Below are 24,686 nucleotides of genomic sequence, written 5' to 3' on the forward strand. Positions count from 1 at the left end.
AAAAGATATGGGAAAAACAACACAAAAAAGATATGTAGGAAATAATCGATATTGTCTGGAAAAAACACTTGGAAAAGGTGGTTTTGGAATTACCTGGCTTGCAGTCGACCAGGAAAATGAGCAAAAAGTTGTAATAAAAGAATTGTGTCCTCCGCCTGGAGAAACAAGGGAAAAAGAAATCCGAAATTTTCTTCGTGAGGCGAGAGTGATGGCTTCTCTGCATTCTGTAAAAGAAATCGTAAAGGTTTTAAATTATTTTGAGGAACAGGGAAATGCGTATATTGTGATGGAATACCTGAGGGTGACAAGTCTGAGATATTATCTGGAATGCCAGGATGAACCGTTGTCTTTTGAAAAAGCGCGGAATCTGCTCCTTCCGGTTATGGATGGACTGGAACAGATGCATAAGAAACATATCCTGCACAGAGACCTGACACCGGATAACCTGATGCTTCGGGAAAATGGCAGTCTCTGTATTATAGATTTTGGTTCTGCACGGGAAATTACAGAGGATGACCGGACAAAGACGGTTCTCTTTAAAAGCGGGTATGCTCCACCGGAACAATATCAGGCACATGGGAAACAGAAAGCATGGACGGATGTTTACAGTCTCTGTGCGGTGCTTTATGAGATGATCACAGGAGCGATTCCGGAAGACTCTCTGCTCCGCAAAGAAAAGGATACCCTGTATCCACCATCTATGTATGGGGCAGAGATCACACCGGAACAGGAAAAGGCACTGCTCAGAGGAATGGCACTGGATGGTCATGACCGTTATGCTTCTATAAAAGAACTGAAAGAAGCACTTCTGGAGGAAAAGAAACCGGAATGGTCCACAAATCAAAAGGAAAAGAATAAAAATCAGAAATTCAGAATCCGTACAGCAATGATTCTGGGAGCGTGCATGACAGGTGTTCTGATGGCGGGGAACAGCCTGAGGGAGAAAGAACAGGAAGTGCATTACGCAGGAAATTTTGACAGAAGGGCAGAAGAAGCACAGAAATTCCTGGAATTGATTCGGACAAATGCAGTTTCTTCGAAGGAAACAGAGGATGGGAAAAGCATTATTTATGAACTTTCAAAAAAAACAGTCAGCGAATATGGGTATCCATGTAACAGAGTTCGTTTTTCAAGAACAGATAAGGATCTGGATGCATACCTGACACAGGAAAATTTTTAACCCAAAAACACAATAAAAATCTGATTATCCGCTAAAACACAGTATCTATCAGCATTTTCAAGGAAACAAACACATCAATTTACTACTTATTTACTACCATTGAATGAGCCTTGATACGCAAGTTTTCCTAGATATGCAAAGATATGGTACAGCACATCAGTATTGAAACAAGAAAAATTGAATAACTCATAGACTATGGAACGCCTAAAATGACGTTCCTTTTCTATTTTCAGCCGTTCATTATGGACGGTTATTTTATTACCAAAAATGAAAGGAGCATTAGATTTATGAAAAAGATGTTAAAACGATTGTGTACGGGCTTCTTAGCTCTTGCAACTGTCGTTACTGCTTTGCCGACTACACCCGTTCATGCAGAAAGTAAGCAATACTGGACGGAGTCAAAAGAGCGTGTCGGTATCGTTGAAAAAGTAATGAATGACGGTTCGATTGGTTCTACCTTTAATGAGGGACATTTGACCGTTGAGGGCGAGGACGCTTACTGTATCGACATTAACACAGACTTTAAGAATGGCTACAAGACCAGAGCTGACGCAAGCACCCGTATGAGTGCCGACCAGATAAGCGACGTTGCCTTATCTATCGAATATGTAAAACAGTACACAGACAGCCACAACGGAATAAGCAAAAACCACGCCTACCTTTTAAGACAGCTTGTTGTCTGGCAGAGATTAAGCGTACATCTTGGCTGGCAATGCGATAACGTGCGAGCTTCTTATGATGAAATTCCAAAGGCAACGCAGGACGAAGTTTTCGCTGGTGCAAAAGCCTTTGTCAAAGAGAATAAAGGACGCTATGAATGTGGCGGTTATATCTACTCTGGCGAGGGGCAGGAATTGGGACAATTCTGGGCGAAACTCAATGTTGGAAATGCGAAACTTCAAAAGACTTCCAGTAATACCAGCATTACAGACGGTAACGGGAATTACTCTATCGCTGGTGCGACATACGGTGTCTTTGCTGATAAGGACTGCACGAAACAGCTTGCCACCCTTACGACTGATGAAAACGGAAATACAGATGTCGTAGAGGTAACGGCTGACACAGTCTATATCAAGGAATTATCCGCACCAGCAGGATATAAGGTTGATACAAATATATATTCCTTAAAGGTTGAAGCTGGAAAGACAGCGACCTTGAACGTATCAGATACACCAAAGGTAACAGACACTTTGATTGAACTCTTCAAGATTGATATGGAAACACAGAAAGACAATCCGCAGGGGAACGCTTCTTTAGCAGGTGCGGAATTTACATGGAAGTATTATACTGGCTTCTACAATAAAGACAATCTCCCTGCCGAAGCTACAAGAACATGGGTTACAAAGACAATCGCCGAAACAGACAGCGACGGTACAATCCACTATGTTACAAAATTAGCGGACGCATACAAGGTATCTGGCGACAGTTTCTATATGCAGGACGGCAAAGCCGTTCTTCCACTTGGAACACTAACCGTAGAAGAAACAAAAGCTCCAAACGGTTACTTGCTGGACGGTGCATATATGCAGGCTGGCGATAAGTCCGAACAGATTAAGGGCTTATATGTAACACAGATTACCGAGGACGGCGACCTTGCCGTATTGACTGGAAGTAACCAGTTTTCTGTATCAGACAAGGTTATCCGTGGCGGTGTGAAAATTCAGAAACGAGATTTAGAAACGGGCGATACAAAACCACAAGGAAGTGCCACTTTGAAAGATACTGCCTTTGACATCATTTCCTTAAATGATAATGCGGTACTGGTTGAGGGCAAGCTATACAAGAAAAATGAAGTGGTAAAGACAATCCATACAGACATTGAGGGTGTCGCTTCTACGTCTGCTGACCTTTTACCTTATGGAAAATTCCGTATCGTTGAGAGTGAAGCTCCAAACGGATATTTGACAGACGGTGCAAAACCGATTGATTTTGCAATCACAGAGAATGGAAAAATCGTTGATTTAACCGACGAAGCCCATTCTATCTACAATCAGATTAAGCGTGGAGATATTGAGGGCGTAAAAATCGGAGCAGGCACACACAAGCGTCTTGCTGATGTTCCCTTTAGGATCACAAGCAAGACAACGGGCGAAAGTCATGTTGTGGTAACTGATGATAACGGGCAATTCTCCACTTCTTCTGACTGGGCTTCTCATAAGCATAATACCAACGCAGGAAAGACCAGCGAGGACGGTGTATGGTTTGGAACTTCTAAACCAGACGACAGCAAAGGGGCGTTGCCTTATGATACCTACATCATTGAAGAAATGCGTTGCGATAGTAACAAAGGCTTTGAGCTTATCCCACCTTTTGAAATCGTGGTATCAAGAAATAACCTTGTGATTGATTTAGGTACTTTGACTGATGAATACGAAAAAGAAATCTCTATCCATACCACAGCGACCAGTAAGGACGGCGAAAAGACAATCCTTGCAGGAAAAGAGGTAACAATCGTTGATACCGTCAAATTAGACGGACTTACAAAAGGCACAAAATATCAGCTCAAAGGCTGGCAGATGTTAAAGGAAGAAAACACCGAGCTTCTTATCAATGGAAAGCGTGTAGAAAATGACTATACCTTTATCGCTGATGATGAAGCTATGAAAGTGGAAATTACTTATACATTCAATGCGTCCGAGCTTGGCGGTAAAAATCTGGTAACATTCGAGGAATTATACGATTTGAGCAATCCAGAAGAACCCGTAAAAGTTGCGGAACATAAAGACATTGAGGACGACGGACAGACGGTACTTATCACAGAGCGTATCATCAAAATTCATACGACTGCTACCGATAAGGACGGCAACAAAGAGCTTGAAGCTGGAAAAGAGGTAACAATCATTGATACCATAACCTTAGAGGGCTTAGAAGTCGGCACACAGTACAAACTTGTAGGCTGGCAGATGTTGAAAGAAGAAAATGCAGAGCTTCTTATCAATGGAAAACGTGTGGAAAGTGATTACACCTTTACCGCAGACAGCGAAACTATGAAAGCGGAAGTTGCCTTTACCTTTGACGCTACTTCTCTTGACGGCAAACAGCTTGTAACTTTTGAAGAATTGTACGATTTAAGCAATCCAGACGAGCCGAAGAAAGTTACCGAGCATAAAGACATTGACAACGAGGGACAGACGATTACCTTTAAGGAAAAACCCGAAGTCCCAGAAGAACCAGAGAAACCCAAAACACCACAGACACCAGATACACCGCATAAAACAGACAGTCCAAAAACGGGCGATAACACGAACCTTTACGGACTGCTTGCATTATTACTAACTTCTGGTGCTGGACTGGCAGGTATCTTCTTCTGCAAACGCCGTAAAATGAAGAAATCATAAGGCGGTAACGATATGAGAAAAGAAAAATCACGTTCTCCGCCGATACCGTGTCGGCAGACTTCCGCTTATTCTGGCTTGTCTGCTACTTACCTGCAAGAACACGGATAGTCAAGGGTGCGTAAGCATTTATTTTACCCTTTACTATCTGGGGACTTGCTGGTACTTCCCTAACCGCCAGAATAAGAAATCACTATCAAAAACTTATCAAATATAGAAAGAAACGAGGTAAAACAATATGGAAATGAAATATGTCGTGCCAGATATGGCACAGTCTTTTGGAACACTTGAATTTGCAGGCGAAAGCGAGCCTATCTTTGAAAGAGATAAAAATAACCGCAGGGTCTTAGCCAGACGAAGCTACAACCTTTATTCTGATGTGCAGAAAGGCGAAAATGTTGTCGTGGAAATTCCCGTGCAGGCTGGCGAAAAGCATTTCAAGTATGAACAGAAAGTAAAACTTGTCAATCCGAAATTATACGGCAGAGGTTACGCAATTGGGGATATGGGACATACCGATTATGTGTTACTTGCTGATGATATTGTAGCAGTTGAAGAAAAGTAAAGGAGTGAAAATATTATGAGATTATCAAACGGTTTTGTTATTGACAAAGAGAAAACATTTGGAGAATTAAAATTTACAGCAGTGCGTGATGTATTCTTGCAGAATGAGGACGGGACACCGAGTACCCAGCTTAAAAAGCGTATCTATGATTTGAAGTGCAGTCTGCATGGTGGAATTATCCCCGTGTCTGTACCGCCAGAAGTACCAGTAAGGGAATTTCCGTACAATGCAGTTGTGGAGCTTGTCAATCCAGTAGCCGATACGGTATCACGAAAAACCTATACGGGTGCAGATGTGGACTGGTATGTAAAGGCAGAGGATATTGTGTTGAAGAATAAAGGCAATCAGAACGCAGGCAATCCACAGAACCATGTACCGCAAGGACAGATGAAAAAATAAATGTGAGCCCATATTTTTCTTGTAACTTATATATAGAACCGATATAATTAGTTGAAAAGTTCTGTTTTAAGCCATGTAAAACTATTTTGACAAGGGAAAATGGCAATGTCAAAGGCTTTTGACAGACAAAATAGCTATATTCATATACAATAAAGGAGAAGATTCAAGATGGATATTGGATTACAAATCAAAAAATTTAGGGAACAACAAAAAATTTCTCAAGAAGAACTGGCTCTTAAAATATTTGTTTCAAGACAAACAATTTCTAACTGGGAAACAAATAAAAGTTGTCCAGATGTTAAAAGTTTAATTACTTTATCTAATATCTTCAATGTGTCTTTAGATAATTTTATAAAAGAAGATATAAAGGAGATGAGGGAGATTGTAGAAAAAGCAACTATTAAAAAGTTTAATGTGATAAGTGTAGTTTTCCTAATTGAATTGATAGTCGTAGCCATAAGTGCCTATCCTTTATTTAGTATTAAGGGAAATATAGGAATTATTATTTGGTTATGCTTGTTTGCAATAACGCTCTATACGGCAAGTAAGATTGAAAAATTCAAAAAGAGCCATGACATTCAAACCTATAAAGAAATTTTGGCATTTATTGACGGAAAGCAATTAACGCATGATGAAACACAACAAGAAATAGGAAAAAGAAATTATCAAAAAATCATATTTGCATTCATTGCAGGTGTAATCGCACTTATTATATGTTTTGTTGTAATTTTTATTTGCCAGCATTTAACAAATTAAAAGGGAGGAGAAATCATGGAATTTTGGCTTATTATGATTGGCTTTATAGTTATGGGCGGAAGTTGTTCATTAGCAGGTACTTGGTGGGATAGAAAAAATAAAAAAGATAAAAAAGAAGAAAAGAAACAATAAAATTTACACTTTATTGTTGATTAAGCAGTTAGTCTTAGGATTGACTGCTTTTTTCATACCTAGAAAGGATTGATTTATGCGTATGATTTGGAACAAAGGACACCGTATCAGAGCCAGCGACAAGCACCTTGTCTACCACTTTTCCATAGGGACGCTTCTGTTTGTATTCATGGCGGTTCTTCTGCTACTGAACATCAAACAGCTCATGCGTACCGACTGGGAACATTTCAGCTTGTTAGAAAACGGCTTGACGCTTTCCCCTTACAACTTCATAACTGTGCTGATAGCGACTGGTGTTTGTGCATTGGTCGCTTTTCTGTATTACCGCTTCTGTTACGACAGTTTCAAGAAGCTATTGCACCGTCAAAAGCTGGCACGAATGATACTGGAAAATAAGTGGTATGAAGCCGATACCGTACAAGACAGCGGTTTTTTTACTGACCTGCAAAGCAGATCAAGGGAAAAAATCGTCTGGTTTCCAAAGATTTATTATCAAATGGAAAAGGGATTGCTCCATATCCGCTGTGAAATCACGTTAGGAAAATATCAAGACCAGCTTTTACGGTTAGAGGATAAATTGGAAAGTGGCTTGTATTGCGAGCTGACCGACAAGACCTTACATGACGGCTATATTGAATACACCCTGCTTTATGACATGATAGCAAACCGCATTACCATTGATGAAGTATGGGCAGAAAACGGCTGTCTTAGGCTGATGAAAAATCTTGTGTGGGAATATGACGCACTCCCTCACGCTTTGATTGCTGGTGGGACTGGTGGCGGTAAAACTTATTTTCTGCTGACGCTCATTGAAGCCTTACTGCATACCAACGCTGTCCTTTATATCTTAGACCCAAAGAACAGCGACCTTGCAGACTTGGGAACAGTCATGCCTAATGTCTATCACACCAAAGAAGAAATGATTGATTGCGTCAATGCCTTTTATGAGGGCATGGTACGGCGAAGTGAGGAAATGAAGCAACACCCGAACTATAAGACGGGCGAAAACTACGCCTATCTGGGACTTCCACCCTGCTTTCTTATCTTTGATGAATATGTAGCGTTTTTTGAAATGTTGGGGACAAAAGAAAGCGTGAGCTTACTTAGCCAGTTAAAGAAAATCGTTATGTTAGGGCGACAAGCAGGTTATTTCCTTATTGTTGCCTGCCAGCGTCCAGACGCAAAGTATTTTTCAGATGGTATCAGAGATAACTTCAATTTCCGTGTGGGACTTGGGCGTATCAGCGAATTAGGTTACGGTATGCTGTTTGGTTCAGATGTGAAAAAGCAGTTTTTCCAGAAGCGTATCAAGGGGCGTGGCTATTGTGATGTGGGAACAAGCGTCATAAGTGAGTTTTACACGCCTTTAGTCCCAAAAGGACATGATTTTTTACAGACTATCAGCTCTCTTGCACAAGCAAGGCAGGACGGGACGGCGACGTGCGAAGCGAAAGGCGACGGCACGGACTAGCCGTTGCTGGTGTGGCGTCAGCCACGCCAGCAGGTAAAACCCCTCGGTATCTAACAGAGGGGTACGTTTGCAAATAGACAATAGACAAAAAACATAGGAAACATAAGGCTTCTGGCATGGTTTTCTAGCAAAAATCGGCTGTGAAGTCGCCTTAAAAAACTTCACACTTTACAGATTGGGGGTATGGTTCTGAATGAAGAACAACGGATAAAAGAATTACGGGAGAAACGGATTGCTTACGGTATCTCACAAGGCAGGCTGGCGGTGGCTTCTGGTATCACAAGGGAATATTTCAACAAGATAGAAAGTGGAAAAATGAAGCCGTCAAAGGAACTTCTGGAAACTCTGCATAAGGAACTGGCAAGGTTCAATCCAGAAGTACCGCTTACCATGCTGTTTGATTATGTGAAAATTCGTTTTCCCACGCTGGATATACAGCACATCATCAAAGATATATTAAAACTGAATATCAATTATATGCTCCATGAAGATTACGGACATTACAGTTATACGGAGCATTATTCTTTAGGGGACATCTTTATCTATACGTCGGCTGACGAAGAAAAAGGTGTCCTTTTAGAGTTAAAGGGGCGTGGTTGCCGACAGTTTGAAAGTTACCTGCTGGCACAACAAAGAAGTTGGTATGACTTTCTCATGGACGCACTCATAGACGGTGGCGTGATGAAGCGTATCGACCTTGCTATCAACGACCATACGGGTATTTTGGATATTCCAGAGCTTGCGGAAAAATGCAGGAAACGGGAATATATCGGAAAGTCCAGAAGTTATAAGTTTTATCAGTCGGGCGAGCTTATCAAGCATAGAGAGGACGACAGAGAATATATGGGACGCACCCTTTATCTTGGTTCGCTAAAATCAGATGTGTATTTCTGTATCTATGAAAAGGACTATGAGCAGTACGTCAAGTTAGGGACACCGCTGGAAGAAGCCGACATTATCAACCGTTTTGAGATACGGCTTAGAAATGAACGTGCCTATTATGCAGTACGAGATTTGCTGACCTATTATGACGCAGAGCAGACTGCCTTTTCTATCATCAACCAGTATGTGCGGTTTGTTGATGAAGAAGCAGACAAGCGAAAAAATGACTGGAAACTCAATGACCGCTGGGCGTGGTTTATCGGCGATAACAGACAGAGCTTGAAGCTGACGACAAAGCCAGAGCCTTACACCTTAGACCGTACATTGCGGTGGGTACAACGGCAGGTAGCACCGACCTTGAAAATGCTGAAAAGGATTGATAAGGGAAACGGAACAGACTACATGAAAACTATCGAACAGCAGGCAAAGCTCACAGAAAAGCATGAAATGATAATCAAACAGCAGACGACCCCTGCAAAAGATTTAGTAGAAAGTTAGGAGTGATGAAAAAATGTGGGAATTATTGAAAGACTTCCTGCTGGTATCTGTTGGAACGGGTATCGGCGTAGCCTTGATGTGTATTTTAAGTGTTGGCAAAGGAGCTGACTATGAAATGAAGAAATTAAAAGAAAGCGAGGACAAATAACATGAATTTCGGGCAAAATTTGTATCAATGGTTTTTAAGCAACGCACAGAGCTTAGTGCTTATGTCGATTGTGGTTATCGGTATCTACTTAGGGTTCAAGCGTGAGTTTTCAAAACTTATCGGTTTCTTGGTAGTTGCCTTGATTGCTGTCGGCTTGGTATTCAATGCTGGCGGTGTGAAAGATGTACTGTTAGAGCTGTTCAATAAGATTATCGGTGCATAAAATTTTATTGTGGGGCTGATGTATGGGTGCTATAATGTGAAAAAAGAAGTAATCGAGGTGTTCTATTTTGAATGAGAGAGAAAAAATTATTCGTTTATGGTTTGATATGTGGTTGAAACAGCAAGACTTAGGAATAGATAAAATTTTTACAGAAGATGTTGTTTATACGGAAAGCTGGTGTCCTAAATATGAAAATCTTAAAACAGTAAAACATTGGTTTAATGAATGGAATACTCGTGGTAAAGTCATTATTTGGGATATTAAACAGTTCTTTCATAAAGAAAATCAAACTGTCGTAGAATGGTATTTTAAAAATGAAATGAATACGGGAAGCGTTGAAGAATTTGACGGTATTTCCTTAATTGAATGGACAGAAGATAACAAAATCAAATCATTAAAAGAATATGGTTGCAATCTGAATAACTATAATCCATATCAACACAGCGATAACCCTCAATTTAGAGATGAAAAAACAAACTGGTTTTAAAACTTAATCAAATTATATCCATATACATAAAGCAGTTAGTCTTAGGATTGACTGCTTTTTTCTTACCTAAAATCAGATTGGAGTGATGAAATGAGCGATATTTTTAAGGATATGCAGGCAAACGTCGGCTGTGATTATATTTCTAACCTGCCCTCTTACAAGCGTAAAGTGTGGCATGAAATGAAGCGATTACCGCTTACGAATTATGATATAAAACAGTTAGAAGATTTTTCAAAGTATGTGTTTGGTATGTCGTACCAGAGCTTAAAAGATGTGATGAAGCAACAGAAAGGACGTGAGGAACAATGCAGGAAACAAGGGTGCTGGTGGAAACGAGAGGAACAACTGGCGAAGAAACAATATCATACTGGTTCGACCTGCCGATAGATGTTGCCGAGTTTGAAGAAAAGTTAGGTATCGGTGCAGAAAGTGGGGATTATCGTATTATCGAAAAGGTGTTGCCTTATGCTGATGAAGTCCACGAACACACCAGCGTGTACCAGCTCAACGAATTAGATTTTATGTACCGCCAGCTTTCAAGTGATATGCAGGAAGAATATGTATCACTACTTACGGTGTTTGAAAATTTAGAAGCACTTTATATTTGCAGGAACGTGATTATTGTTTATCCCGACTGTAAAAGCATGATAGATGTTGCAAGGCAAAAGCTGATGAACGACCCGATGTTCAAGCATTTATCCGAGGACTGTCAAGAATACTACTTTGACTTTGAAGCCTACGCTTCTCACTTGCAGGAACACGGGAAATTTTTAGTAACAGAACACGGTATCTTTGAACTGCCAGAGTAGGAAATGAGGTGGTGCTTATGATTGATGATATGGCGGTTTATATTGCTAATCTTGGCAAATACAATGAGGGCTATTTAGTCGGTGCTTGGTTCACGTTCCCCATTGACGAGGAAGATGTGAAAGAAAAAATCGGCTTGAATGAACAGTATGAGGAATACGCTATCCATGATACCGACAACTTTCCCATTGCGATTGGCGAGTATGTTTCCATTGAAGAACTCAATGAGATGTATGAAATGATAGAGGAACTTCCCGACTATATTGTAGAGTGTCTGGACGAATTTATCAGCCACTATGGGACGCTGGAAGAAGTCGTGGAACATAAGGACGATATTTACTATTATCCCGACTGTGAAACCATGACAGATGTTGCCTACTACTACATAGACGAATTGCAGGCACTTGGGGACATTCCACCCAGCTTACAGAATTACATTGACTATGAAGCCTACGGGCGAGATTTGGATATGGGCGGTTGCTTTATTGAAACAAGCCGAGGTATGTGCGAGATACCATATTAACGCTGGAAGATCAGCGACAAGCATTGTTGCTACTGACAGCGTATTTCTCTTTAAGGGACAGTCTGAAAATGGCTGTCCTTTTCTATTTTGAAAGGAGCTGAAAGAACTTGAAAAAGATTAAAAGCTACACGGGTATCTGGAACGTGGAAAAAGTCTTGTATGCAATCAATGACTTTAACTTACCCTTTCCCGTTACTTTTACACAGATTACATGGTTTGTGATTACGGAATTTATCATCATTCTGTTTGGGGATATTCCCCCACTTTCCATGATTGAGGGAGCATTTCTCAAATACTTTGGTATTCCCGTTGCTCTCACTTGGTTCATGTCGCAGAAAACCTTTGACGGAAAGAAGCCGTACAGCTTTTTGAAATCACAGATAACCTATGCCCTGCGACCAAAAATCACTTATGCAGGAAAAGCCGTAAAACTGCATAAGCAGATATTGAATGAAACAATCACGGCAGTAAGGAGTGTGAACTATGTTCCCGATAAAATATATTGACAATAACCTTGTCTGGAACAAGGACAATGAGGTGTTCGCCTACTATGAGCTGATACCATACAACTATTCTTTTCTATCCGCAGAGCAGAAATTTATCGTGCATGACAGTTTCCGACAGCTTATCGCACAGTCCCGTGAGGGTAAAATTCATGCGTTGCAGATTGCCACAGAAAGCTCAATCCGCAGTATGCAGGAACAGTCAAAGAAGCTGGTAACTGGAAAATTAAAGGAAGTTGCCTGCCAGAAGATAGACGAACAGACCGAAGCGTTAGTATCTATGATTGGGGACAATCAAGTGGACTACCGCTTTTTTCTTGGCTTTAAGCTCATGGTTACGGAAGAACAGCTCAATCTGAAGAACATCAAAAAATCGGTGTGGCTGACGTTCACAGAATTTCTCCATGAAGTGAACCACACGCTGATGAATGATTTTGTTTCCATGCCGAATGATGAAATCAACCGTTACATAAAAATGGAAAAGTTACTGGAAAATAAAATCTCCCGTCGCTTTAAGGTGCGTCGCTTGGAAATCCATGATTTTGGGTATCTCATGGAACATCTTTACGGCAGGGACGGTATCGCTTATGAAGATTATGAGTACCAGCTACCAAAGAAAAAATTGAACAAAGAGACGCTGATAAAATACTACGACCTTATCCGTCCGACAAGGTGTGTGATTGAGGAAAGCCAGCGGTATTTACGATTGGAACATGAGGACAAGGAAAGCTATGTGTCCTATTTTACCGTCAATGCGATTGTAGGAGAGCTTGATTTTCCGTCGTCTGAAATCTTCTATTTCCAGCAACAGCAATTCACATTCCCCGTTGATACGAGCATGAATGTAGAAATCGTGGAAAATCGGAAAGCATTAACGACCGTCCGCAACAAGAAAAAGGAACTGAAAGACCTTGATAATCACGCCTATCAAGCAGGAAGTGAAACCAGCTCAAATGTGGTGGACGCTTTAGACAGCGTGGACGAGCTGGAAACTGATTTAGACCAGACAAAAGAAAGTATGTATAAGTTAAGCTACGTCATACGGGTGTCTGCACCCGATCTTGACGAGCTGAAACGCCGTTGTGATGAAGTCAAGGACTTTTACGACGACCTCAATGTAAAGCTGGTGCGTCCTGCTGGGGATATGCTGGGGCTTCATTCTGAATTTTTACCAGCCAGCAAGCGATATATCAATGACTATGTGCAGTATGTAAAATCAGATTTTTTAGCTGGGCTTGGCTTTGGTGCGACACAGCAGTTAGGAGAAACTACGGGTATCTATATGGGCTATTCTGTTGATACGGGAAGAAATGTGTACCTGCAACCGTCCCTTGCCAGTCAAGGTGTAAAAGGTACAGTTACCAACGCTTTAGCGTCTGCTTTTGTCGGTTCGCTTGGCGGTGGGAAATCGTTCTGTAACAATCTTCTGGTATATTATGCGGTGCTGTTTGGCGGTCAAGCACTTCTGTTAGACCCTAAAAGTGAGCGTGGTAACTGGAAAGAAACGCTCCCAGAGATTGCACATGAAATCAATATCGTAAATCTTACCAGCGATAAGGACAATGCAGGGCTTCTTGACCCGTTTGTGATTATGAAGAATGTAAAAGACGCTGAAAGTCTGGCAATCGACATCTTAACATTCCTTACGGGTATTTCTTCAAGGGACGGCGAAAAATTCCCCGTACTTCGTAAGGCAGTACGCTCCGTTACCCAGAGCGACAGTCGGGGCTTGCTCCATGTGATAGACGAGCTACGCCGTGAAGATACGCCCATATCAAGAAATATCGCAGACCATATCGACAGCTTCACGGACTACGACTTTGCACACCTGCTGTTTTCAGACGGTACGGTAGAAAATGCTATCAGTCTGGATAATCAGCTCAATATCATTCAAGTAGCCGACCTTGTACTGCCAGATAAAGATACCACTTTTGAAGAATACACGACCATTGAATTGTTGTCTGTGTCTATGCTGATTGTGATTAGTACCTTTGCCCTTGATTTTATCCATTCGGACAGAAGCATTTTTAAGATTGTCGATTTAGACGAAGCGTGGGCGTTCTTAAATGTGGCACAAGGAGAAACCTTATCAAATAAGCTGGTTCGTGCTGGGCGAGCTATGCAGGCAGGCGTTTATTTCGTTACCCAGTCTGCCTATGACGTGTCAAAGGAAAGTCTGAAAAACAATATCGGCTTAAAGTTTGCATTTAGAAGCACGGATATAAACGAGATAAAGCAGACCTTAGAGTTTTTCGGTATCGACAAGGACGATGAGAACAACCAGAAACGCTTGCGTGATTTGGAGAACGGACAATGCTTATTGCAGGACTTATACGGGCGTGTCGGTGTGGTGCAGATACACCCAGTCTTTGAAGAACTGCTACACGCCTTTGATACCAGACCGCCCGTACAGAGAAATGAGGTGGAGTGATGAAAGAAAGGATAAAAGGTGTGTTCACAAAAAAGAAGATTTTCCACTTTCTCAAAATGGCTCTGTTCGTGGTGGCACTCTCCCTTATCCTGCTTTCACTTTTGGGGACGGTGGCTCATGCGACGGGGCTTGTAGACGATACCATAAACGCAGAAAATCTTTATTCAAAATATCCCCTTTCCAACTACCAGCTTGATTTTTTCGTCGATAATAGCTGGTCGTGGCTTCCGTGGAACTGGCTCGACGGTATCGGAAAATCGGTACAATACGGGCTGTACTGCATTACCAACTTTGTCTGGACTATCAGTTTGTATTTGAGTAATGCAACGGGCTATGTGGTGCAGGAAGCCTATAAGCTGGACTTCATCAATGATATGGCAGACAGTATCGGAAAGAGCATACAGACCCTTGCAGGCGTTACCGAGAACGGCTTTTCTTCTACGGGCTTCTATGTTGGTTTCCTGCTTCTCATTATCTTAGTGGTGGGAATGTACGTTGCTTATACGGGACTGATAAAACGGGAAACCAGCAAAGCACTTCACGCTGTTATCAACTTTGTGGTGGTGTTCGTGCTGTCCGCTTCATTTATTGCTTATGCTCCCGACTATATCAAGAAGATAAATGAATTTTCATCAGACATCAGTACCGCTTCTTTGGATTTGGGAACAAAAATCATGCTCCCTAACTCCGACAGCGAGGGTAAGGACAGCGTGGACTTGATACGGGACAGCCTATTTTCTATTCAAGTGGAACAGCCGTGGCTCTTGCTTCAATTCGGGAACAGCAACGCAGAAGAAATCGGGACAGACCGTGTAGAAGCTCTCGTATCGGCAAGTCCAGAGGACGAGGACGGGAAAACCAGAGAGGAAGTCGTGAAAACAGAAATCGAGGACAACGACAATAACAATCTGACAATACCGCAGGTCGTGAACCGTTTGGGTATGGTGTTCTTCCTCTTGTTCTTTAACTTGGGTATCACGATATTTGTATTCTTGCTTACGGGCATGATGTTGTTCAGCCAGATACTTTTTATTATCTTTGCAATGTTTTTACCTATCAGTTTTTTACTTTCCATGATACCGAGCTATGAAAGCATGGCAAAGCAGGCAATCGTGAGAGTATTTAATACCATAATGACACGGGCAGGAATAACGCTCATTGTAACGGTGGCATTTAGTATTTCCAGTATGTTTTACAACATTTCCACAGACTACCCATTCTTTATGGTGGCGTTCTTGCAGATAGTATGTTTCGCTGGTATCTACATGAAGCTGGGCGACTTAATGAGTATGTTCTCACTTAATGCTGGCGACAGTCAAAGCATGGGACGACGCATATTCCGCAGACCGTATCTGTTTATGCGACATCGGGCTAGGCGTATGGAACACCGTATTGCAAGGGCGGTAAGTGCTGGCGGTATTTCGGGCGGTGTAGCTGGTGCGGTGGCTGGAAGTGCCGTTGCTGGCAAGAGAGCCGAAAGAAAAAATACGGCTTCTAAAGAAAATCGGGGCAATACCACTTCCAGCATGGGACAGCGTGCAGGTTCAAAAGTCGGTGCTGTTTTAGATACGAAAAATAAAGTGAAAGACAAGGCAAACGCTGTCAAAGAGAATATCAAGGATATGCCGACACAGACCGCTTATGCGGTGTATTCCGCAAAGGAAAAGGCAAAGTCCAGCGTGTCCGACTTCAAGCGTGGCATGGTGCAGGAACAGCAGTCCAGACAGACGGGACGCTTGGAAAAGCAGGAACAGCGTAAGAAAAATATCGCTGACAAACGTATGGAGCTTCAAAAGGCACAAGAAGCAAGGCAGGTACAGCGAAAGGCTGACGGATCAGCGACAACGGGAGCTACCCGTCCCCATGAGCGACCAGTCACAGCTTCAACCATTCCAAAGCCGAGTGTTGAAAAAATGCAGGAAGTCAAACGCCCAGCCACAGCTCCAACTCCGAAAGCAAGTGAGCCAGTCAAGACAAATGTTATCAAAGAGCGTCCGTTATCTTCTGGTGCTTCTGATAAGAAAGCACCCCAGCCTACACAGACAGTACATAGGCAGAATGTAGAAAAAGTGGTATCGCAGGAAACACGCCAGAATGACACCAAAGACCGCAGGATAAAGGTTCAGCAGACCCAGAGCGTCCAGAAGAACCAGCAGACCATAGAGAAAACCCGTAACCTTGTAACGAAGAAAGGACAGAAGAAAAAATGAAACTGAAACATATCGCTATCATTGGCAGTCTGTTTCCTATCCTCTTTTCTCTGGTGCTTTTCTTTGGCGTCCTCATTAGTGCGGACAGCGACGACGAGAACAGCAATTTTTCTTCTGGCATTACGGGTATGAACCTATCCGCAGAAGTCTTGAAACATCAGCCTATGGTAGAAAAATACGCCAGAGAAAACGGTATCTCCGAGTATGTCAATGTGTTACTTGCTATCATTCAAGTAGAAAGTGGCGGTACGGCAGAAGATGTTATGCAGAGTTCGGAAAGTCTTGGTTTACCGCCTAATTCCTTAGATACGGAAAGCTCAATCAAGCAGGGGTGTAAGTATTTTGCGTCCCTGCTTTCTTCCTGCAAAAATCAAGGTATCGACGACTTGAATGTAGCGATACAGTCTTATAACTATGGCGGTGGCTATGTGGGATATGTGGCAGGAAAAGGAAAAAAACACACTTTTAATCTTGCAGAGAGCTTCGCCCGTGAGAAATCGGGTGGAAAGAAAGTAACCTACACCAACCCGATAGCCGTTGCTAAGAATGGGGGCTGGCGGTATGGCTATGGAAATATGTTCTATGTGGAAGTAGTCAATCAGTATTTAGCAGTTCCGCAGGTATCGGGAGAACTGGCACAAAAGGTAATGAATGAAGCGTTGAAATATCAAGGCTGGAAGTATGTGTATGGTGGCAGTAACCCGAATACTTCCTTTGATTGTTCGGGATTGACGCAATGGTGCTATGGAAAAGCTGGTATCTCCTTACCGAGAACAGCACAAGCACAGTATGACGCAACCCAACATCTGCCACTCTCGCAGGCAAAAGCAGGCGATTTGGTGTTTTTCCATTCCACCTATAACGCTGGTTCGTATGTAACACACGTCGGTATTCTTGTTTCGCCGACACAGATGTACCACGCAGGCGACCCGATAGGATATGCAGACCTAAGTAGTAGTTACTGGCAACAGCACTTAATCGGTGCAGGACGAGTAAAACAATAGAAAGGACTTGAAAAATATGTTTAAGAAGAATAAGAAACAGACAGAAACTATCAAAGAACCAAAAGAAAAAAAGGTGCGTACTGTCAAGGTAGGCACACATAAGAAAACCGTGATTGCGTTGTGGGTGGTGCTTGTCGCAAGCGTGAGCTTTGGGGTGTATAAGAATTTTACGGCTATCGACCAGCACACCACCCATGAAAAAGAAATCATTGAACTTTGCTTGCAGGACACCAACGGGATAGAAAATTTCGTGAAAAACTTTGCGAAGTCCTATTACACATGGGATAACAGCAAAGAAGCTATCGAAGCAAGGACGCAGGCAATCAGCGGTTATCTGACAAAGGAATTGCAGGACTTAAATGTAGACACCATTAGAACCGATATACCGACCAGCTCCACGGTTACAGATGTGATTGTATGGCATATCGAGCAATCGGGAGCGGACACTTTTTCTGCTACCTACGAAGTAGATCAGCAGATAAAAGAGGGAGAACAGACAAGCAATGTGAAAGCAACCTATACTGTAAAAGTCTATGTGGACGCAGACGGGGATATGGTAATCGTTCAAAACCCTACCCTTGCACCAGCAGTTGAAAAATCAGACTATGAGCCTAAGACACCAGAAGCAGACGCAAGCGTGGACGCTGATACGGTAAATGACGCTACCGCTTTTCTGGAAACATTCTTTAAGCTGTACCCAACAGCGACGGAAAAAGAGCTTGCTTACTATGTATTGGGAAATGTGATTGAACCTATCGGCAGGGACTACCTTTATTCTGAACTGGTAAACCCTATCTTTATAAAGGACGGCGACAATGTGAAAGTCAAGGTTGCGGTAAAATTCATTGATAATCAGACAAAAGCGACGCAGGTATCGCAGTATGAGCTTGTGCTACATAAGGATAGTAACTGGAAGATTGTAGGATAAATGATATAGCGTGCATTTCCTATCAGATTTGCACGCTTTTACAAAACGACAAGAAAACTGTGCAAAAATATTGACTTGTAATGACCGAATGCTATAATATAAATGACAAGTGTACTTGGTATTATTTGAAGGGAGCGTTATATAATGGATAAAGAAAAAATACTATCACAAAACAAAAAAGAGAATCTATATCTTGATGAATACGAAAAACATATTAAACTTCAAGGGAAATCTTTTGGCTTAATGTTTGTTTTATTTATCTGCATTTTAATTCTTTTCATTAAAGCAGTTTGTAAAGAACCTTACTATGACATAATGACAATTATTGGGTCTGTGGCATTTGGCTCTATGGGTTATGAAGCACATATTTCAAAAAATAAATCCAAATTTGTTATTGCTTTATTCTTTTTTCTATTTATGGGGTATTACTTTTATAAATTTTTAATGGTAGGTTTATAGAATGGACGAACATTTAATTTTGCGAAACAGATTAAAAACTGTACGAAAAGAAAAAAAATTATCACAAACAGAATTAGCTGAACTAGTCGGGGTTTCTCGGAATACAGTTAGTTCTATTGAAACTGGACAATTTAATCCAACAGCAAAATTGGCATTAGTGCTTTGTATAGCTTTAGATAAAAAATTTGAAGAATTATTTTATTTTGATTAAAGGAGAGAACGATTATGGAATTAGAGGAATTGATTGTTGAAATAGTTATAGGATTGTTTTTACTTTTTACATCTTATCAAATAGGTATAAAAGAGAATATTACTTTATTACATGGTTATCATTATACACAACTTGACCCTAAAGATAAAAAGGTGTTTACAAAAAAAATAGGAATAGGCACTTTACTGGTTAGTATTGGTATTCTTGTTATGCCGATTATCAATTTAATCTCTCATTCTGAATTAGGCTATTACATAGGTCTTATTTTGATTGTTGTAGGAGTGTTTTATATCATATTCATCATTGTAAAATACAATGGAAAACTTATTAGCTTTAAAAAGTAGAATTGAGGTATGAATATGATAGGACTGAACAAAAGAGATATAAAAAAGGCATTGAAAGCTGGTGCAAAAGCTGGCGGTGTATCATTGGCTGATGTTCGGGCGGATATTGAAGCTACGATTGATGAAGCTATGAATAGCACCGACCCAGAGGTGCAGGCAAATTTCAAAAAGTATTTTGGGAATAAACGCCCTACACCAGAAGAATATATTTATATCATTACGAAAAAGACAAAGGCAAAATTATAATAAAAGGGTCGTGGAAATGCTTCACAAAATTGTGATCTGCATTATCACGGCTCTTTTACTCTCTGTTTACTTTCAAAACTGTAAGTGTAATTGAATACTGCCCTTGCTATAATTTAATTGTATTCCAAAACAAATAAATGTGGCAGGAAGAAAGGAGCGATTTTTAATGGAACACATTTTAAATTTAGAGCAAGTAAAAAAATACTACGGGGGTAACTCTGGAAATATCACAAAGGCAGTAGACGGTATTTCTATGTATGTAGATAAGGGCGAATTTGTCGCAATCATGGGAGCTAGTGGTTCTGGAAAGACTACCCTATTAAACTGTATCTCTACGATTGATACTGTAACCAGCGGACACATTACAGTCAATAATCAAGATATTACCAAAATCAAGGATAAAGATTTTGCTGATTTCAGACGTGAAAATTTAGGGTTCATTTTTCAAGATTTCAACCTTTTAGATACTTTAACGATTGGAGAAAACATTTCTTTATCATTGGTTATCAACAAACAGAACCCTACTGATATTGAGAAAAGAGTTCATGCTATCGCCGATAAATTGGGTATTCGTGATATTTTATCGAAATTTCCTTATGAAGTTTCTGGCGGACAAAAACAGCGTTGTGCTTGTGCTAGAGCCTTAATCAATGAACCGAAACTGATTTTAGCTGATGAACCGACGGGAGCTTTGGACTCAAAAGCTTCCAGATTATTACTGGAAACAATGTCTGAAATCAACAAGAAAATGCAGGCTACTATTTTAATGGTAACACATGACCCGTTTAGTGCGTCTTTCTGTGAACGTATTTTGTTCTTGAAAGACGGTAAAATATTCAATGAAATTTTCAGAGGGGAAAAAAGCAGAAAAGATTTCTTCAATGAAATACTGGATATATTAACCTTGCTCGGAGGTGAAGTGGGAAATGTTAGGTAAGTTAGCGTATAGAAATACAAAAAGAAATATTAAAGATTATTTGATTTATCTGATAACCGTTACTGCATCCTTTTCTCTTATATTTGCTTTTAATTTGGTGGCAAATTCTGATGAAATTGTAAAGTTATGTTCCAGTATGGATGCATTTAAGAATTCATTGTTCGCTGTAAATATTCTTATTATTTTTGTGATATGCTTTTTGATCAACTATACAACGAAATTTATGTTTGAAAAAAGAAGTAAAGAATTAGGAACATATATGCTTCTTGGCATTAAGAAAAAAGAAATTGCCCACTTAGTTGTAATTGAAAATATACTGTTGGGAATTTTAGCATTTGTATTAGCTATTCCTATTGGCTTTTTATTCAGCCAGTTTGTGTCGTTAGTAATTGTAAACTTACTGGGTATTCCAAAAACTCTCTTTATTTCTTTGAATTTCGTTTCTATTGGACTATTGATAATTTATTTTTTAACTATTTATGTTTTGGTTTTGCTTAATCTATTAAGAAGAATAAGTAAAATGACGATACGTGATTTTCTTTATTTTGACAAACAAAATGAAAAGAAAATGTTCCGTGACAGTAAAAAAAGAAATGTCATTTTTGTTTTAAGTATTATTCTTGGTGCGATTTCTCTTTTTCTCTGGAATTCACGTTGTACTATGGATAATTTTAATAAGCAAGAAACACTTACTTATTTGATGGTAAGCGTAATCATGTTGATTATCAGCATTTATGGTATATCTACAACTTGTGCAGATATGTTCTTGACTGTTATCTTAAAATTTTGTATAATAGGAATTGAAGTTAAATTAGATGCTAAAAATTTGTAATTAAGAAGGAGGGATTCGTCATGTTGGTATTCCAAATGCGTAATGTAGATAAAACATCTACTGTTTTGAAACAGACTAAAAACAGTGATTACGCAGATAAATAAATACGTTAGATTAATTCCTACCAGTGACTAATCTTATGACTTTTTAAACAGATAACTAAAATTACAAACAAATCGTTTAACTTCTGTATTTATTTACAGATGTAATCACTTCAGGAGTGATTACATGAACAAAAATATAAAATATTCTCAAAACTTTTTAACGAGTGAAAAAGTACTCAACCAAATAATAAAACAATTGAATTTAAAAGAAACCGATACCGTTTACGAAATTGGAACAGGTAAAGGGCATTTAACGACGAAACTGGCTAAAATAAGTAAACAGGTAACGTCTATTGAATTAGACAGTCATCTATTCAACTTATCGTCAGAAAAATTAAAACTGAATACTCGTGTCACTTTAATTCACCAAGATATTCTACAGTTTCAATTCCCTAACAAACAGAGGTATAAAATTGTTGGGAATATTCCTTACCATTTAAGCACACAAATTATTAAAAAAGTGGTTTTTGAAAGCCGTGCGTCTGACATCTATCTGATTGTTGAAGAAGGATTCTACAAGCGTACCTTGGATATTCACCGAACACTAGGGTTGCTCTTGCACACTCAAGTCTCGATTCAGCAATTGCTTAAGCTGCCAGCGGAATGCTTTCATCCTAAACCAAAAGTAAACAGTGTCTTAATAAAACTTACCCGCCATACCACAGATGTTCCAGATAAATATTGGAAGCTATATACGTACTTTGTTTCAAAATGGGTCAATCGAGAATATCGTCAACTGTTTACTAAAAATCAGTTTCATCAAGCAATGAAACACGCCAAAGTAAACAATTTAAGTACCATTACTTATGAGCAAGTATTGTCTATTTTTAATAGTTATCTATTATTTAACGGGAGGAAATAATTCTATGAGTCGCTTTTTTAAATTTGGAAAGTTACACGTTACTAAAGGGAATGGAGATAAATTATTAGATATACTACTGACAGCTTCCAAGAAGCTAAAGAGGTCCCTAGCGCCTACGGGGAATTTGTATCGATAAGGGGTACAAATTCCCACTAAGCGCTCGGGACCCCTTGTAGGAAAATGTCCTAAGTGTGGCAACAATATTGTATTAAAAAAATCGTTTTATGGTTGTTCAAATTATCCTGAATGTAAGTTTACTTTAGCTGAACATTTTAGAAAGAAAAAACTAACCAAAACGAATGTAAAAGAATTACTGGAGGGAAAAGAAACCCTGGTAAAAGGAATCAAAAACAAAGAGAAAAAGCCCTACAATGCCGTTGTAAAAATTGGGGAAAAGGGATATATTGATTTTATCTCTTTTTCAAAATAAACATAAAAGCCCTTTAAAGAGGGCTTTTATATATTAATCACAAATCACTTATCACAAATCACAAGTGATTAATCACAAATCACTTGTGATTTGTGATTCTTAATGATACAATATTACTATGTTTTAGCTTTAAAGGCTCGTACAGACTATATGTTTTGTGCGGGCTTTTTTCATACCCGAAAAAATTTAAAAAATTTTTCAAAAGAGGTCATTAAATCACACCTAGCTGTCCTTATATGGTGCGGAAAGAGGGATAAACACTTTTCAAATCATAAAGGAAAGGAGGTGAGATTGATGAAACCGTCTGACTTCCAGAAAACAGTTCAATGTCGTTTTGAAAGTTGTTTAAAGAAAGTTGTCCGTAGTGTCGTGAAAGATTATTACAAGGAATTAAACCGTCGTAAGAATAAAGAAATATCTTTCAGCGAATTGCCAGATGTCCTTGTTGATAAAATGGCTGTTTGGGACGACTACGAAACAGATTATACAATCTTTTCAGTATGTGGCATTGATATTCGTGTCCTTGATGATGAATTGGCAGAAGCCTTGAAGAAACTTCCAGAAAGAAAACGCAATACTCTGTTGATGTATTACTTCTTGGAAATGACAGAAAGTGAAAATGCCAACTTGCAGAAAATCACGCAAAGCGGTGTATTTAGAAACCGACATCACGCTTTGGAAACTATGAAAAAAATACTCAAGGAGGAACATTAGAAAATGAAACAGTTATTTAAGAAACCGTCTTATTACTTGATTTCATCAGCTATGGACGGAAACGAAAAAGCGATTGAAAAATTACTGGCATTTTATGACCCTTACATATCAAAGTGCTGTTTGCGTTCACTTTATGATGAATACGGCAATGTTTATATCGTTGTAGATATGGAATTAAAAGGACGTATCAGAGAAGCACTTATCAAAATGATTTTAGGTTTTGATATTGAAGATATGGACTTAGAACCAGAAGAATAAGCAGTTTTTAGCGGAGCATGATTTAATATCCCCCTCTTTCCTGCTCTGCCACCTGCTTTTATATGAAAGCAACACGCTTTCACCACAGCTCTTTGACAACTGAATAAAGCAGACAGATACGTTTGTGAGATGGCGAGCCACGGGGACTGTACGCCACGACCTTTTCAAAAGAAAGCGAGCGACCCACGCAGTGATCCGAGAGCGACTGTTGGAAAAGTTGTTTTGCCACGACCTATCCTCACAGAATAATGATACGTCCGCATGGTGCGGTTCTGCCCACAAGAATGGGAATAGTTGAGATACTAATGGAGCTTTCCAAAGCCGTCTGCCTGCTTGTAAAAAACGACACACAGTAAAGGGGGGTGCATAGATTATGAACAATACTGATGTGCCTATTTGGGAAAAATATACGCTGACGGTTGAAGAAGCGTCCAAATACTTCCGCATTGGCGAAAAGAAATTGCGTAAATTAGCCGAAGAAAATCTTGACGCTGGCTGGGTTATCGTGAACGGCAACCGTATTCAGATTAAGCGAAAACAATTTGAAAAAATCATAGATACATTGGACGAAATCTAATGTCATTGAGCCGTAGATATGGTATAATAAATATAGCGTATCACGGCTCGTTCCATGACGGAAAGGAGCTTTACACTATGTCTAATGTAAAACGAAAAGACAGTAAAAATCGCAATTTGCGTAATGGAGAGAGCCAGCGAAAAGACGGAAGATACGTTTATAAATATACCGATATATACGGAAAGCCACAATTTATCTATTCTTGGAAACTTGTACCGACAGACAAGACA

The 24,686-nt window shown here is 39.9% G+C and carries 31 protein-coding genes; all 31 read left to right on the forward strand.

The window, feature by feature from the left end; all coding sequences use genetic code 11:
• Positions 1–7: 7 nt before the first annotated feature.
• Complete coding sequence (locus tag WMO75_RS08510; RefSeq protein WP_349077919.1) at positions 8–1,180, forward strand: serine/threonine protein kinase; 1,173 nt, start codon at positions 8–10, stop codon at positions 1,178–1,180.
• A 287-nt stretch (positions 1,181–1,467) separates the two neighbouring features.
• On the forward strand, positions 1,468–4,518 hold the full coding sequence (locus WMO75_RS08515) for an SrtB-anchored collagen-binding adhesin (RefSeq protein ID WP_003060618.1): 3,051 nt from the start codon (positions 1,468–1,470) through the stop codon (positions 4,516–4,518).
• A gap of 235 nt (positions 4,519–4,753) precedes the next feature.
• A complete protein-coding gene (locus tag WMO75_RS08520) occupies positions 4,754–5,080 on the forward strand; it encodes a YdcP family protein (RefSeq protein ID WP_003059926.1) in 327 nt (108 codons plus the stop codon).
• Between the two features lie 15 nt (positions 5,081–5,095).
• Positions 5,096–5,479: a YdcP family protein gene (locus WMO75_RS08525; RefSeq protein ID WP_003062614.1), complete on the forward strand. Its 384-nt coding sequence runs from the start codon at positions 5,096–5,098 to the stop codon at positions 5,477–5,479.
• Positions 5,480–5,647: 168 nt separating this feature from the next.
• The gene (locus tag WMO75_RS08530; RefSeq protein WP_003061262.1) at positions 5,648–6,235 is read left to right on the forward strand and encodes a helix-turn-helix domain-containing protein; all 588 of its coding nucleotides are present in this window, start codon (positions 5,648–5,650) and stop codon (positions 6,233–6,235) included.
• 208 nt (positions 6,236–6,443) lie between these two features.
• Positions 6,444–7,838, forward strand: a complete 1,395-nt coding sequence (locus WMO75_RS08535; RefSeq protein WP_003062524.1) for an FtsK/SpoIIIE domain-containing protein — start codon at positions 6,444–6,446, stop codon at positions 7,836–7,838.
• A gap of 183 nt (positions 7,839–8,021) precedes the next feature.
• Positions 8,022–9,218, forward strand: a complete 1,197-nt coding sequence (gene mobT, locus WMO75_RS08540; RefSeq protein ID WP_003062030.1) for a MobT family relaxase — start codon at positions 8,022–8,024, stop codon at positions 9,216–9,218.
• Between the two features lie 13 nt (positions 9,219–9,231).
• Positions 9,232–9,366 carry a DUF3789 domain-containing protein gene (locus WMO75_RS08545; protein WP_003061156.1) on the forward strand — a complete coding sequence of 45 codons (135 nt, stop codon included), beginning with the start codon at positions 9,232–9,234 and terminating at the stop codon, positions 9,364–9,366.
• Position 9,367: 1 nt separating this feature from the next.
• Positions 9,368–9,589, forward strand: a complete 222-nt coding sequence (locus tag WMO75_RS08550) for a hypothetical protein (protein WP_003060793.1) — start codon at positions 9,368–9,370, stop codon at positions 9,587–9,589.
• 67 nt (positions 9,590–9,656) lie between these two features.
• Positions 9,657–10,076, forward strand: a complete 420-nt coding sequence (locus tag WMO75_RS08555; RefSeq protein ID WP_003060053.1) for a nuclear transport factor 2 family protein — start codon at positions 9,657–9,659, stop codon at positions 10,074–10,076.
• A 90-nt stretch (positions 10,077–10,166) separates the two neighbouring features.
• On the forward strand, positions 10,167–10,463 hold the full coding sequence (locus tag WMO75_RS08560; protein WP_008687105.1) for a hypothetical protein: 297 nt from the start codon (positions 10,167–10,169) through the stop codon (positions 10,461–10,463).
• On the forward strand, positions 10,382–10,885 hold the full coding sequence (locus WMO75_RS08565) for an antirestriction protein ArdA (protein WP_003062492.1): 504 nt from the start codon (positions 10,382–10,384) through the stop codon (positions 10,883–10,885). The genes WMO75_RS08560 and WMO75_RS08565 overlap by 82 nt, the downstream gene beginning before the upstream one ends.
• 17 nt (positions 10,886–10,902) lie before the next feature.
• Positions 10,903–11,406 (forward strand): antirestriction protein ArdA, encoded by a 504-nt coding sequence (locus WMO75_RS08570; RefSeq protein WP_002323345.1) that lies wholly within the window; start codon positions 10,903–10,905, stop codon positions 11,404–11,406.
• A gap of 107 nt (positions 11,407–11,513) precedes the next feature.
• Positions 11,514–11,912: a conjugal transfer protein gene (locus WMO75_RS08575; protein WP_003061368.1), complete on the forward strand. Its 399-nt coding sequence runs from the start codon at positions 11,514–11,516 to the stop codon at positions 11,910–11,912.
• Positions 11,890–14,340, forward strand: a complete 2,451-nt coding sequence (gene tcpF, locus WMO75_RS08580; protein ID WP_003060327.1) for a conjugal transfer ATPase TcpF — start codon at positions 11,890–11,892, stop codon at positions 14,338–14,340. The genes WMO75_RS08575 and tcpF overlap by 23 nt, the downstream gene beginning before the upstream one ends.
• On the forward strand, positions 14,340–16,550 hold the full coding sequence (locus WMO75_RS08585) for a CD3337/EF1877 family mobilome membrane protein (protein WP_003060083.1): 2,211 nt from the start codon (positions 14,340–14,342) through the stop codon (positions 16,548–16,550). The genes tcpF and WMO75_RS08585 overlap by 1 nt, the downstream gene beginning before the upstream one ends.
• Complete coding sequence (locus WMO75_RS08590) at positions 16,547–17,554, forward strand: bifunctional lytic transglycosylase/C40 family peptidase (RefSeq protein WP_003059774.1); 1,008 nt, start codon at positions 16,547–16,549, stop codon at positions 17,552–17,554. The genes WMO75_RS08585 and WMO75_RS08590 overlap by 4 nt, the downstream gene beginning before the upstream one ends.
• 16 nt (positions 17,555–17,570) lie before the next feature.
• Complete coding sequence (locus WMO75_RS08595) at positions 17,571–18,482, forward strand: conjugal transfer protein (protein ID WP_003062215.1); 912 nt, start codon at positions 17,571–17,573, stop codon at positions 18,480–18,482.
• A gap of 144 nt (positions 18,483–18,626) precedes the next feature.
• Complete coding sequence (locus WMO75_RS08600; protein ID WP_003061887.1) at positions 18,627–18,941, forward strand: DUF6442 family protein; 315 nt, start codon at positions 18,627–18,629, stop codon at positions 18,939–18,941.
• A gap of 1 nt (position 18,942) precedes the next feature.
• Positions 18,943–19,152, forward strand: coding sequence for a helix-turn-helix transcriptional regulator (locus WMO75_RS08605; RefSeq protein ID WP_007286202.1), 210 nt, complete (start codon positions 18,943–18,945; stop codon positions 19,150–19,152).
• Positions 19,153–19,166: 14 nt separating this feature from the next.
• Entirely contained in the window at positions 19,167–19,496 is a 330-nt protein-coding gene (locus WMO75_RS08610; protein ID WP_003061243.1) for a DUF3784 domain-containing protein, read from the forward strand.
• A gap of 15 nt (positions 19,497–19,511) precedes the next feature.
• A complete protein-coding gene (locus WMO75_RS08615) occupies positions 19,512–19,742 on the forward strand; it encodes a hypothetical protein (protein ID WP_003060191.1) in 231 nt (76 codons plus the stop codon).
• A 166-nt stretch (positions 19,743–19,908) separates the two neighbouring features.
• A complete protein-coding gene (locus tag WMO75_RS08620; RefSeq protein WP_003061398.1) occupies positions 19,909–20,679 on the forward strand; it encodes an ABC transporter ATP-binding protein in 771 nt (256 codons plus the stop codon).
• On the forward strand, positions 20,669–21,511 hold the full coding sequence (locus tag WMO75_RS08625; RefSeq protein WP_003060411.1) for an FtsX-like permease family protein: 843 nt from the start codon (positions 20,669–20,671) through the stop codon (positions 21,509–21,511). Before WMO75_RS08620 ends, WMO75_RS08625 begins: the two co-directional genes overlap by 11 nt.
• Before the next feature lie 20 nt (positions 21,512–21,531).
• Positions 21,532–21,615, forward strand: a complete 84-nt coding sequence (locus WMO75_RS08630) for a 23S rRNA methyltransferase attenuation leader peptide (RefSeq protein WP_001814874.1) — start codon at positions 21,532–21,534, stop codon at positions 21,613–21,615.
• Positions 21,616–21,739: 124 nt separating this feature from the next.
• Complete coding sequence (erm(B), locus tag WMO75_RS08635; RefSeq protein WP_001038795.1) at positions 21,740–22,477, forward strand: 23S rRNA (adenine(2058)-N(6))-methyltransferase Erm(B); 738 nt, start codon at positions 21,740–21,742, stop codon at positions 22,475–22,477.
• Positions 22,478–22,622: 145 nt separating this feature from the next.
• On the forward strand, positions 22,623–22,907 hold the full coding sequence (locus tag WMO75_RS08640; RefSeq protein WP_002326770.1) for a topoisomerase C-terminal repeat-containing protein: 285 nt from the start codon (positions 22,623–22,625) through the stop codon (positions 22,905–22,907).
• A gap of 294 nt (positions 22,908–23,201) precedes the next feature.
• Positions 23,202–23,621, forward strand: a complete 420-nt coding sequence (locus WMO75_RS08645) for an RNA polymerase sigma factor (protein WP_349077920.1) — start codon at positions 23,202–23,204, stop codon at positions 23,619–23,621.
• 3 nt (positions 23,622–23,624) lie between these two features.
• The gene (locus WMO75_RS08650; protein WP_002322727.1) at positions 23,625–23,879 is read left to right on the forward strand and encodes a helix-turn-helix domain-containing protein; all 255 of its coding nucleotides are present in this window, start codon (positions 23,625–23,627) and stop codon (positions 23,877–23,879) included.
• 373 nt (positions 23,880–24,252) lie between these two features.
• On the forward strand, positions 24,253–24,456 hold the full coding sequence (locus WMO75_RS08655) for an excisionase (RefSeq protein WP_002322728.1): 204 nt from the start codon (positions 24,253–24,255) through the stop codon (positions 24,454–24,456).
• A gap of 77 nt (positions 24,457–24,533) precedes the next feature.
• Positions 24,534–24,686, forward strand: a 153-nt coding sequence (locus tag WMO75_RS08660) for an integrase DNA-binding domain-containing protein (RefSeq protein WP_349077921.1), incomplete at its 3' end; no start/stop codon positions are given.

It is taken from the genome of Blautia intestinihominis (assembly GCF_040096655.1).
In the GTDB taxonomy this organism is placed as follows: Bacteria; Bacillota; Clostridia; order Lachnospirales; family Lachnospiraceae; genus Blautia_A; species Blautia_A intestinihominis.